General features: G+C 70.7%; 10 protein-coding genes. 6 read left to right on the forward strand and 4 right to left on the reverse strand.

Annotated elements, in window-relative coordinates; all coding sequences use genetic code 11:
- Window positions 1-110 precede the first annotated feature (110 nt).
- Window positions 111-1,616 carry a CoA-acylating methylmalonate-semialdehyde dehydrogenase gene (locus tag GVN67_RS25300; RefSeq protein WP_160000093.1) on the reverse strand — a complete coding sequence of 502 codons (1,506 nt, stop codon included), beginning with the start codon at window positions 1,614-1,616 and terminating at the stop codon, window positions 111-113.
- Window positions 1,617-1,750: 134 nt separating this feature from the next.
- Here GVN67_RS25300 and GVN67_RS25305 point away from each other — a divergent pair, with 134 nt between their 5' ends.
- The gene (locus GVN67_RS25305; protein WP_160000094.1) at window positions 1,751-2,677 is read left to right on the forward strand and encodes a LysR family transcriptional regulator; all 927 of its coding nucleotides are present in this window, start codon (window positions 1,751-1,753) and stop codon (window positions 2,675-2,677) included.
- Here GVN67_RS25305 and GVN67_RS25310 read toward each other — a convergent pair.
- Window positions 2,674-3,324 (reverse strand): TetR/AcrR family transcriptional regulator, encoded by a 651-nt coding sequence (locus GVN67_RS25310; RefSeq protein WP_160000095.1) that lies wholly within the window; start codon window positions 3,322-3,324, stop codon window positions 2,674-2,676. The two genes, GVN67_RS25305 and GVN67_RS25310, sit on opposite strands and share 4 nt — an antisense overlap.
- A 110-nt stretch (window positions 3,325-3,434) precedes the next feature.
- On the opposite strand from GVN67_RS25310, the gene GVN67_RS25315 reads away from it, so the two are divergent.
- Genes GVN67_RS25315 through GVN67_RS25330 form a run of 4 tightly spaced genes read left to right on the forward strand, consistent with a single transcriptional unit; the run spans window position 3,435 to window position 9,645 of the window.
- Window positions 3,435-4,727, forward strand: a complete 1,293-nt coding sequence (locus GVN67_RS25315; protein ID WP_235035478.1) for an aminotransferase class III-fold pyridoxal phosphate-dependent enzyme — start codon at window positions 3,435-3,437, stop codon at window positions 4,725-4,727.
- Window positions 4,724-6,511 (forward strand): NAD(P)/FAD-dependent oxidoreductase, encoded by a 1,788-nt coding sequence (locus tag GVN67_RS25320; protein ID WP_160000096.1) that lies wholly within the window; start codon window positions 4,724-4,726, stop codon window positions 6,509-6,511. The genes GVN67_RS25315 and GVN67_RS25320 overlap by 4 nt, the downstream gene beginning before the upstream one ends.
- 40 nt (window positions 6,512-6,551) lie before the next feature.
- Window positions 6,552-8,018, forward strand: coding sequence for an amidase (locus GVN67_RS25325; RefSeq protein WP_160000097.1), 1,467 nt, complete (start codon window positions 6,552-6,554; stop codon window positions 8,016-8,018).
- A 43-nt stretch (window positions 8,019-8,061) separates the two neighbouring features.
- Window positions 8,062-9,645 (forward strand): ABC transporter substrate-binding protein, encoded by a 1,584-nt coding sequence (locus GVN67_RS25330; RefSeq protein WP_160000098.1) that lies wholly within the window; start codon window positions 8,062-8,064, stop codon window positions 9,643-9,645.
- A 7-nt stretch (window positions 9,646-9,652) separates the two neighbouring features.
- Here the strand turns inward: GVN67_RS25330 and GVN67_RS25335 are convergent, their stop codons facing one another.
- Window positions 9,653-10,537, reverse strand: a complete 885-nt coding sequence (locus GVN67_RS25335) for a LysR family transcriptional regulator (protein ID WP_160000099.1) — start codon at window positions 10,535-10,537, stop codon at window positions 9,653-9,655.
- Between the two features lie 92 nt (window positions 10,538-10,629).
- Between GVN67_RS25335 and GVN67_RS25340 the strand changes: the two genes are divergently transcribed.
- Window positions 10,630-11,055: a PACE efflux transporter gene (locus GVN67_RS25340; protein ID WP_160000100.1), complete on the forward strand. Its 426-nt coding sequence runs from the start codon at window positions 10,630-10,632 to the stop codon at window positions 11,053-11,055.
- Here GVN67_RS25340 and GVN67_RS25345 read toward each other — a convergent pair.
- The coding region (locus tag GVN67_RS25345; protein ID WP_235035479.1) for a hypothetical protein at window positions 11,052-11,356 on the reverse strand (305 nt) is incomplete at its 5' end. The genes GVN67_RS25340 and GVN67_RS25345 overlap by 4 nt on opposite strands.

Below are 11,356 nucleotides of genomic sequence, written 5' to 3' on the forward strand. Positions count from 1 at the left end.
GGGGGCCGAAGCCGGGGCGGCGGCCAGGGCGCCCGCCCGAGGGTGGCCACGGGTGGCCACGGGTGGCCAGGGGTCGCGCCGGGTCGGGCGCCCGGCGCGGCCCGGCCGCCTCACCGCATCGTCGGCATGACGAAGTCGGCGCCGGCCGAGCGCAGGCCCCCGGTCGGCCAGCGCGTCGTGATGGTCTTCAGCCGGGTGTAGAAGCGCACCCCCTCCGGCCCGTGCATATGGTGGTCGCCGAACAGCGAGGCCTTCCAGCCGCCGAAGGAATGGAAGGCCATCGGCACCGGGATCGGCACGTTGATGCCGACCATGCCGACCTGGATGCCATGGGCGAATTCGCGCGCCGCCTCGCCGTCGCGGGTGAAGATCGAGGTGCCGTTGCCGAATTCATGCTCGTTGATCAGGCGGGTGGCGGTGGCGTAGTCGTCGGCGCGCACCACCGACAGCACCGGGCCGAAGATCTCCTCGCGGTAGATCGACATGGCCGGCGTCACATGGTCGAACAGCGTGCCGCCGACGAAGAAGCCGTCCTCATAGCCCTGCATGCGGAAGTCGCGGCCATCGACCACCAGCTTCGCGCCCTCGGCCAGGCCGGCATCGATATAGCCCAGCACCTTGTCGCGGTGCTGGCGGGTGACCAGCGGGCCCATCTCGGCCTCCGCCTCGGTGCCCGGGCCGATCTTCAGCGCGCGCACCTTGGGCTCCAGCTTGGCCATCAGCGCCTCGGCGGTGCCCTGGCCGACGGGGACGGCGACCGAGATCGCCATGCAGCGCTCGCCGGCCGAGCCATAGGCGGCGCCCATCAGCGCATCGACCGCCAGGTCCATGTCGGCATCGGGCAGGATGACCATGTGGTTCTTGGCGCCGCCCAGCGCCTGGCAGCGCTTTCCGGTCCTGGCCGCCGTCTCGTAGATATAGCGGGCGATCGGCGTCGAGCCCACGAAGCTGATGGCGCTGATGCCGGGATGCTGCAGCAGCGCGTCGACCGCCACCTTGTCGCCCTGCACCACGCTGAAGACACCGGCGGGCAGCCCGGCCTCGGCCAGCAGCTCGGCGATGATCAGGCTGGCCGAGGGGTCGCGCTCCGAGGGCTTCAGGATGAAGCAATTGCCGCAGGCCAGCGCCACGGGGAACATCCACATCGGCACCATGGCCGGGAAGTTGAACGGCGTGATGCCGGCGACCACGCCCAGCGGCTGGCGCAGCGCATGGCTGTCGATCCGGCTGCCGACATTCTCGGTGATCTCGCCCTTCAGCAGCTGCGGCGCCCCCGTGGCGAACTCCACCACCTCCATGCCGCGGGTCAGCTCGCCCTTGGCATCCGACAGCACCTTGCCGTGCTCGGCGGTGATGGCGGCGGCGATGCGGTCGGCATCGCGCTCCAGCAGGGAGAGGAACTTGTTCAGGATGCGGGCGCGGCGCAGCGGCGGGGTGGCGGCCCAGGCCGGGAAGGCGCTCAGCGCCGCCTGCACCGCGGCATCCACGTCGCCGGCGCTGGCGAGCGCCACCTCGCCGCTCTGCGCGCCGGTCGCCGGGTTGTAGACGGGGGCGCTGCGGCCGCCGCGCCCCTCGAAGGTGGTGCCGTCGATGAAATGCGGAATCCAGCTGGCCATGGCGCGTCTTCTCCCCTTTTGCGGCGTCCCTGCCGCAGGCCGGGCGGGCGCCGTCGGGGTCATGCTCGGCCCGGCAAGGCTGCACAGCAAGGCGAGGATTTGCACCACCGTTGTGCGGAAACTAAAGTCGGCCGATGAACTGGGACCGGGTGCGCATCTTCCTGGCCGTGGCGCGCAGCGGCCAGATCCTGAAGGCCGCGGCCGAGCTGCGGCTGAACCACGCGACCGTCGGCCGCCAGGTGACGGCGCTGGAGGAGGAGCTCGGCGTCCGCCTGCTGGAGCGGCGCAGCCAGGGCTGCAGCCTGACCGGCGCCGGCGAGGCGCTGATGGCCGCGGCCGAGCGGATGGAATCCGAGGCCCTGCGGGTCGCCTCCGCCTTGACCCTGATCGGCGAGGCGGTGACGGGGACCGTGCGGATCGGCGCGCCGGACGGTCTCGGCAACTACGTGCTGGCCGCCGAGCTGGCGGCGCTGGCCGAGCGGCATCCCGCCCTGCTGGTGCAGCTGGTGCCGCTGCCGCGCACCTTCTCGCTGTCGCGGCGCGAGGCGGATATCGCCATCACCCTGGAACGGCCGGAGCAGGGGCGGCTGATGGTCAGCAAGCTGACCGACTACACGCTCAGCCTCTATGCCACGGCCGGCTACCTGGCGCGGACCGGGCCGATCCTGCGCCCGGCGGACCTGGCCGATCGGCTGTTCGTCACCCATGTCGAGGATTTCCTCTACAGCCGGGCGCTGGATTATGCGGCGGCGCTGCGGCGCTTCATCGGCGCCCGCTATGAATGCGGCAGCGTCATCGCCCAGATGGAGGCGGTGCGCGGCGGCCATGGCGTCGGCATCCTGCACGACTATGCCGCCAGCCGCTTTCCCGAGCTGGTCCGGGTGCTGCCGGAAACCCGCTTCCTGCGCAGCTACTGGCTGGTCGCCCATGCCGACACGCATGAGACGCGGCGCATCCGCCTCGTCAGTCGCCACCTGATGGAGCGCATGCGCGCGGCGTCTTCCCTGTTCGCCCAGCCGGGCCCCGAGGGGCTGCCCGGCGGCGACCCCGCGGCCGGCTAGCGCCGGCGCGCGGCGCGCAGCGGGATATAGAGCGCCAGATAGGCCTCCCGCGCATCGGCGGCCTCCTTGGCCATGGCGTCGGTGATGGTGCCGTGGCGGATATAGGAGAGCGACCAGATCGAATCCGAGATGGTGATCGACAGGGCGAAGCGCCGCGCCATCTCCGGGTCGTCGGGGATGTGGAAATGCTGCCGCACCAGCTCATGCTGGCGCTGGCCCAGGCGGCTGTTCGATTCGAGGTCGGTCTGGCGGATCTTCCAGCCGACATCGGGGCCGAGGAACAGCTTCATCGCCGCCGGATTCTCCTCGTAGAACAGCCGGGCACGGTTCCACAGGATGCGGCACAGCGCCGGCCAGCTGTCGGGGACGCGGCCGACGGGCCGGGCGTAGAGGTCGTCGAAGGCCAGCAGGCTGCGCTGCGCCAGGCCCAGGAACAGCGCCGAGGGATTGGGGAAATAGTGGTAGACCGAGGCCAGCGGCGCCTCGGCCAGGCGGGCCACGTCCTGCAGGCTGATGGCGGCGGCGTCCTGCTCGCGCAGCAGCGCCTCGGCGGCGTTCAGCAGCGCCTCGAAACGGGCATGGCCGCGGGCGCGCTGCGGCTGGCGCGGGGTCTCGGCACGCTCCTCGGCGGGGTCCCTGGCGGCCATGCGGCGGCTCCTTGCGGCTGCGGCGGAAATGGCCTGCGGAAAAGCGTTTGACAAGCGGCATGGCCTGCCACCTAATCGATTAAATTCGATTAGACGGGGAGGGGCGGCCGATGCCCGGGGACATGTCTCGCCATGCCGATCTGATGGAGCGTGCGCGCCGGGTGATCCCCGGCGGCATGTACGGCCATCAGTCGACCGCTCGCCTGCCGGCCAGCTTCCCGCAATTCTTCAGCCGCGCCGAGGGCGCGCGCATGTGGGACGCCGACGGGCGCGAATTCATCGACTATATGTGCGGCTATGGGCCGAATCTTTTCGGTTATGGCTTCGCAAAGATCGAGGCCGCCGCCGATGCCCAGCGCGCGCTGGGCGACGCCATGACCGGCCCGGGCCCGGTGATGGTGGAGCTGGCCGAGGCCATGGTCGCGACCGTCGCCCATGCCGACTGGGCGATGTTCTGCAAGAACGGCACGGATGCGACCTCGATGGCGCTGCTGGTGGCCCGCGCGCATCGTGGCCGCCGCAAGATCGTGCTGGCGCGCGACACCTATCACGGCGCCGCCGCCTGGAGCACGCCGCGCCCCGGCGGCGTGCTGCCCGAGGACCGCGCCCATCTGATCTATTGCGACTACAACGATGCGCAGAGCCTGGAGGATGCGGTGCGCGCCGCCGGCGACGACCTGGCCGGCATCTGCGTCACCCCCTTCCGCCACGAGACCTTCCGGCATCAGCATCTGCCGGAGCTGGAATTTGCGCGGCTCGCCCGCGAGCTCTGCGACCGGCACGACGCGCTGCTGATCCTCGACGAGGTGCGCGCCGGCTTCCGCCTGGCGCGCGACTGCAGCTGGCACGATCTGGGCGTCGAGCCCGACCTGAGCTGCTGGGGCAAGGCCATCGCCAATGGCCATCCGCTCTCCGCCCTGCTGGGCTCGGAGCGCGCCCGCGAGGCGGCCCAAAAACCGTATCTGACCGGGTCCTTCTGGTTCTCGGCGGTGCCGATGGCCGCTGCCGTCGCCACGCTGAAAGAGATCCGCGAGACCGACTATCTGGAGCGCACCATCCGCACCGGCACGGCGCTGCGCGACGGGCTGCAGCAGCAGGCGGCGGCGCATGGCTTCACCCTGCGCCAGACCGGCCCGGTGCAGATGCCGCAGATCTTCTTCGAGGAGGATGACGATTTCCGCCTCGGCTATGCCTGGGTCGAGCGCGCCCTGGCCCGCGGCATCTACCTGCATCCCTTCCACAACATGTTCATCTGCGCCGCGCTGACCGACGCCGATGTGCGCGAGACGCTGGAGAAGACCGACCTGGCCTTCTCCGAGCTGCGCCGCGACGCCCCCGGCCTGTCCGGCCCGCCGCCGCAGATCGCGGCCACGGTCGCTGCCATGCAGGGCGGGCGCCGATGAGCGCCGCCGCCGACTTCCTGGCGACCCTGGCCGGGCATCTCGAGGCCGGCGACGCGGCGGGGGCTGCCAGCCTGTTCCACGCCGAAAGCCATTGGCGCGACCTGCTGCCGCTGACCTGGTCGATCGCCACCTTCGACGGCCCGGCCGCGATCGCGGCGATGCTGGCCGCCACCCTGCCCGAGGCCCGCCCGCGCGGCTTCGTGCTGGAGCCGGGCAGCGAGACCACCACCGCCGACGGCGTCACCGAGGCCTGGTTCGGCTTCCAGACCGCGACCATGCAATGCCGTGGCCATCTGCGGCTGAAGGACGGCCGCGCCTGGACGCTGGTGACCATGGCGCTGGCGCTGACCGCCCATCCGGAGCGGGTCGGCACCGCCCGCGAGCGCGGCGTCGAGCATGGCGCCTTCCCCGATCGGCAGAACTGGGCCGAGCGCCGCCGCCGCCACCAGGCGCGGCTCGGCGAGACGGAGCAGCCCTATTGCCTGATCATCGGCGCCGGCCAGGGCGGGCTGACGCTGGCGGCGCGGCTGGCCATGCTCGACGTGCCGACGCTGGTGGTCGACAGCCATGCGCGCCCCGGAGACGCCTGGCGCCAGCGCTATGATTCTCTGTGCCTGCACGACACGGTCTGGGCGAACCATCTGCCCTACCTGCCGTTTCCGCCGGGCTTTCCGACCTTCATCCCGAAGGACCGGATGGCCGACTGGCTGGACAGCTACGCCCGCATCATGGGCCTCGACATCTGGAGCGCGACCACCGCCCAGGGCGCCGAGCATGACGCCGCCAGCGGCGAATGGCGGGTGACGGTGACGCGGCAGGGCAGGGAGGTCACGCTGCGGCCGAAGCAGCTGGTCATCGCCACCGGCCTGTCCGGCGCGCCGGCCGTGCCGCGCTATCCGGGCGCGGAGGATTTCCGCGGCACCCAGATGCATTCCAGCCAGTACCGCAATGCCGAAGGCTGGCGCGGCAAGCGCTGCGTCGTGGTCGGGTCGAACAATTCCGCCCATGACATCTGCGCCGATCTCTGGGAGCAGGGCGCCGATGTCACCATGGTGCAGCGTTCCTCCACCCTGGTGATCCGGGCGGATTCTTCCTACAACTTCCTCTCCAGCAAGCTGTTCTCCGAGGAGGCGGTGGCCCGCGGCGTCACCACCGAGCAGGCGGATTTCATCGCCGCCTCCCGCCCCTATGCGCTGCTGCCGCCGATGCACCAGGCGATCTACCGCGAGATCCGCGCGCATGACGCGGATTTCTACGCCGGGCTGGAGAAGGCCGGCTTCATGCTCGACTTCGGCGAGGATGACAGCGGGCACGCGCTGAAATACCTGCGCCGCGGCTCGGGCTACTACATCGATGTCGGCGCCTCGCAGCTGATCATCGACGGTGCGGTGAAGCTGCGCAGCCGCACCCGCCCGGCCCGCATCCTGCCCGAGGCGGTGGAGCTGGAGGACGGCACCATCCTGCCCGCCGACCTGATCGTCTATGCCACCGGCTTCGAGGCGATGGAGAGCTGGGTCGAGCAGCTGGTCTCGCCCGAGGCGGCGCGGCGGCTCGGCCCGGTCTGGGGCCTGGGCTCCGGCACCAGGCGCGACCCCGGCCCCTGGGCCGGCGAATTGCGCAACATGTGGAAGCCGACGCGGCAGGACGGCCTGTGGATGCAGGGCGGCAACCTGGCCCAGACGCGCTTCTATTCGCGGCTGCTGGCGATGCAGCTCAAGGCACGGATGGAGGGAATCCCGACGCCGGTGCATGATCCCCGCGCGCTCGAGGCCGTCCCGGCCTGAGCGGCGCCCGGCGACTGGCCGGCCTGGAGACCCGATTGCGATGACCAAGCCCCTCCCTCAGCTCGCCATCCCCGAGCTCTGCCGCCCTGGCGCGGTGGAGCTCGCCGCCATGATCCGCGCCCGCCGGGTCTCGGCGCGGGAGGTGATGGCGACCTATCTCGACCACATCGAGGCGGCCAACCCGACGGTCAACGCCATCGTCTCCCTGCGGCCGCGCGAGGCGGTCCTCGCCGAGGCCGACCAGGCCGATGCCGCCATCGCCCGCGGCGAGGCGGTCGGGCCGCTGCACGGCCTGCCGCAGGCGATCAAGGACCTGGCGGCGACCAAGGGGCTGCGCACCACCCTGGGCTCGCCGCTCTTCGCCGACCAGGTGCCGGCGCAGGACGCCGTCTTCGTCGAGCGGATGCGGGCGGCCGGCGCCATCATCATCGGCAAGACCAATGTGCCGGAATTCGGCTATGGCTCGAACAGCTACAACCCGGTCTTCGGCCTGACCCGCAACGCCTATGTCCCGTCGCGCGTCGGCGGCGGCTCCAGCGGCGGCGCGGGCGTCGCGCTCGCCACCCGCATGCTGCCGGTCGCCGATGGCAGCGACATGGGCGGGTCGCTGCGCAACCCGGCGGCCTTCAACAATGTCTTCGGCTTCCGCCCGTCGCAGGGGCGCGTGCCGGCCGACAATCCCGACCCCTTCTATGGCCAGATGTCGACCGACGGGCCGATGGGGCGCTCGATCGCCGATGTCGCCATGCTGCTCTCGGTGCAGGCCGGCTACGACGCCCGCGCGCCGCTGTCGCTGGCCGCCCCCGGCTTCCGCTTCGAGGACCGGCTGGGCGAGGGGGCGAGCGGTGGCTTCCGCGCCGGCTGGCTCGGCGATCTCGGCGGCCACCTGCCTTTCGAGCCCGGCGTGCTGGAGCTTTGCACCAAGGCGCTGGGCGTGTTCCGCGATGCCGGCGGCGTGGTCGACGAGGCGCGCGTCGACTTCGACCCGGAGCGGCTGTGGCGCGCCTTCGTCACGCTGCGCCAGCAGAGCATCGGCGGCAAGCATGACGAGGTCTATCGCGACCCGGCGAAGCGCGCGCTGCTGAAGCCGGAAGCCATCTGGGAGATCGAGGGCAGCCAGAAGCTCTCCGCCCTCGACGCCTACAAGGCCGGCATCGACCGCGGCGCCTGGTACAAGGCCTTCACCAGGCTCTTCGCCCAGTTCGACGTGGTGCTGATCCCGGCCGCGCAGGTCTTCCCCTTCGACGGCGGCACGCATTGGCCGAAGGAAATCGCGGGCCGCGCGATGGACAGCTACCACCGCTGGATGGAGGTGGTGGTCGGCGCCACCATGGCCGGCTGCCCCTCGATCAGCGTGCCCGCCGGCTTCAGCGAGGACGGGCTGCCGATGGGGCTGCAGATCATCGGCCCGCCGCGCGGCGACCTGCGCGTGCTGCAGGTGGCGGCGCGCTTCGAGGCGGCCTGCCCCTGGATCGCCCGCCTGCCGTCCTGGCTCGACAACACCTGAATAAAACGCCGGGGAAAGCCCGGACAGCTTGGGAGATTTCTCGATGGATCGCCGTGGCTTTCTGGCTTTCTCCGCATCCGCTTTGGCGGCGCCCGGCGTCGTCCGGGCGCAGGGCACGACCGGCGCGCGCTCGACGCTGAAATTCGTCCCCCAATCCGACCTGGCGCTGCTCGACCCGGTCTTCAACACGGCGCTGGTCACCCGCAACCACGCCATGATGGTCTATGACCAGCTCTATGCGCTGGATGGCAGCTTCAAGGTGCAGCCGCAGCTGGTCGAAGGCCATGTCATCGAGGACGGGGGAAAACTCTGGCGCATCACCCTGCGCCAGGGCCCGACCTTCCATGACGGCACCCCAGTCCGCGCCGCCGATGCCGTCGCCAGCATCGCCCGCTGGTGCCAGGCCGATGTGCTCGGCCAGAATATCCGCGCCATCACCGAGGAGATGGTCGCCGTCTCCGACCGCGTCTTCACCATCCGGCTGAAGAAGCCGTTTCCGCTGCTGGCCGAGGCGCTGGCCAAGCCGTCCTCCTTCTGTCCGGTGATGCAGGAGCGTTTCGCGAAGCTCTCGCCCTCGACGCAGGTGACGGAGATCGTCGGCAGCGGCCCGTTCCGCTGGGTCGCCTCGGAGCGCCTGGCCGGTGTCCGCGCCGTCTACACGAAGTTTGAGGGCTACGTGCCGCGGCAGGAGGCGCCGAGCTTCCTGGCCGGCGGCAAGCAGCCGCTGGTCGACCGCGTCGAATGGCACACCCTGCCCGATGCCGCGACGGCCGCCGCCGCCATGCAGCAGGGCGAGGTCGATTGGTGGGAGCAGCCCTCGCCCGACCTGCTGCCGCTGCTGCGCCGCAACCGCAACATCAAGATCGAGGTGAAGGACCGCACCGGCTCGCTCTGCATGATCCGGTTGAACCACCTGGTCGCGCCCTTCGACAACCCGGCGATCCGCCGCGCGCTGCTGCCCGGCATCCGCCAGGCCGACTACATGACCGCGATCCTGGGCGAGGATCGCAGCCTGTGGAACGACCGCTGCGGCTTCTTCCTGCCCGGCAGCCCGCTGGCCAGCGAGGTCGGGCTGGAGACGATGAACGGCGCCCCCGACTACGACAAGGTGAAGCGCAACCTCGAGGCCGCCGGCTACAAGGGCGAGCGCGTGGTCTTCGTGGTGCCCGCCGACAACCACCGGCTGAACGCCATGAGCGAGATCGCCGGCGACATGCTGCGCCGGGTGGGGATGAACCTCGACTACCAGGTCAGCGACTGGGGCACCGTCGCCGCGCGGCTGAGCAACCGCGGCGGGCTGGACCAGGGCGGCTGGAGCGTCTGGTGCAACACCATCCCCGGCGTCATCGCGCTGAACCCGGCGACGCAATCCTATCTGCGTGGCCCGGGCAAGGCCGGCACCTTCGGCTGGCCCGACCTGCCGAAGATCGAGGCGCTGCGCGACCGCTTCATGGAGGCGGAGCAATTCGCCGAGCAGAAGAGCATCGCCGAGGCCATGCAGCGCCAGGCCTTCGAGGATATTCCCTACCTGCCGACCGGCGCGCTGACCCAGCCGACCGCCTTCCGCAGCAACGTGACGGGGATGCTGGAAGGCTTCCCGATCTTCCACAACATCCGCAAGGAATAGGCGCTCTCTACCCCCCGATCCTGGCTGCGGCGAAGCGCGCCCGCAGCCAGGCGGCGGCGGGGCCGCAGGGGCGCTGCTTGTGCCAGACCAGCTCCAGCGCCACCGGCCAGTCGCCATCGTCGAATTGCAGGTCGGGGGTTACCAGGTCGGGGGCGGCGGGGGAGGCGGCGATGACATGGTCGGAGACCAGGGCCCAGCCGATGCCCTGCTTGACCATCTCCAGGATCACCCAGTGGCTTTCCACCCACCAGACCTCGGCGGCGACGCGCAGCCGCCGCTTCTCGGCGCCATCGCTGCGGGCGGCGACCAGGATCTGGCGGTGCCGCTTCAGCTCCTCCCATTCCACCCGCGCCTTGGCCAGCGGATGGCCACGGCCGCAGACCAGCTTCAGCGGCACCCAGCCGATGGTCTGGAAGCCGAGCTCGACCGGCAGCGCCTCCTGCCGCCACATCACGCCGAGATCGGCCGACCCCGCCAGCACCATCCGGCTGACATCCTCCATCAGCGGGAAGAGCAGCTCGAGCTCGACATAGGGGAATTCGCGGGCGAAATCGGCGAAGAGCGCGCCGAGGGCATGCTCCGGATAGAGCTCGTCGATGGCGACGACCAGGCGGCTCTCGACCTTCTGCTCCAGGCTGCTGGCGACGCCGATCAGATGCTCGCGCCGGTCCAGCACCACGCGGGCCTCCTCCAGCAGCCGCTGCCCGGCCTCGGTCAGCACCGGGTTGCGGCCGGCGCGGCTGAACAGCTCGAGCCCCAGATCCGTCTCCAGATTGGCGACCTGGGTGCTGACGGCCGATTGCGCCTTCCGCAGCCGGCGCCCGGCGGCCGAGAAGGAGCCGCTTTCCGCCGCCGCCACGAAGGCCTGCAACTGCTCCAGCGAGACGGTCATCTATCTGATTTCCAGTTGGCTGCTAACTTTGTCCTGGGCGCATTCTAGATAGAAATCCCGGCAGTTCGAGTGTTTCCGAAAGACCTGCCGCCATGCGCACCACCCGTGACCGTCTCCGCCACGCCATCCTGTTCGAGGTCGCCGGCCTCGCCTTGATCATCCCGCTGGGCAGCCTGGCCTTCGGCCTGTCCGGCCATGCCATGGGCGTCATCGGCGTCGGCAGCGCCATGGTCGCCACCGCCTGGAATTTCTTTTACAATTTGGGCTTCGACCGGGTGATGCAGCGCTGGGCGGGGCATACCCGCAAGACGCTGGCGCTGCGCGTGCTGCACGCCGTCCTCTTCGAGGCCGGGCTGCTGCTGGTGCTGCTGCCGCCGATCGCCTGGTATCTGGGCATCAGCCTGCTGCAGGCGCTGGTCGTGGACCTGTCGATCGCCGGCTTCTACCTGGCCTACGCCTTCCTGTTCAACCTGGCCTATGACCGCGCCTTCCCGCTGCCGGCCTGGCAGGCGGGCTAACCCTTGGTCAGCTTGCGGGCATTGGCGCGCACCCGGCGGCGCGCCGGCGCCATCGCCGCCTCGGTGACGGCGGCCGGCGAGGCGCCGCGCGCCGCGGCCAGGCTGGCCTTCACCGCGCCCTCGGCGAAGGCCTTCTGCTTTTCGGCCGCCAGCGCGGTCAGCCGCGCCGCCGCCTTGGCCGGGTTGGCCCAGAGCTGCGCGCTATGCGCCATGAAGACGAAGCCCGCTTCCGCGAGCCAGGCAGGGGAGGCCATCGGGATTTTCTTGCGGGGCATCTTTTGCAGATGGGGAGGCCGGGGGC

Origin of the sequence: Roseomonas sp. 18066 (genome assembly GCF_902706185.1) — a bacterium.
Taxonomy (GTDB): Bacteria; Pseudomonadota; Alphaproteobacteria; order Acetobacterales; family Acetobacteraceae; genus Pseudoroseomonas.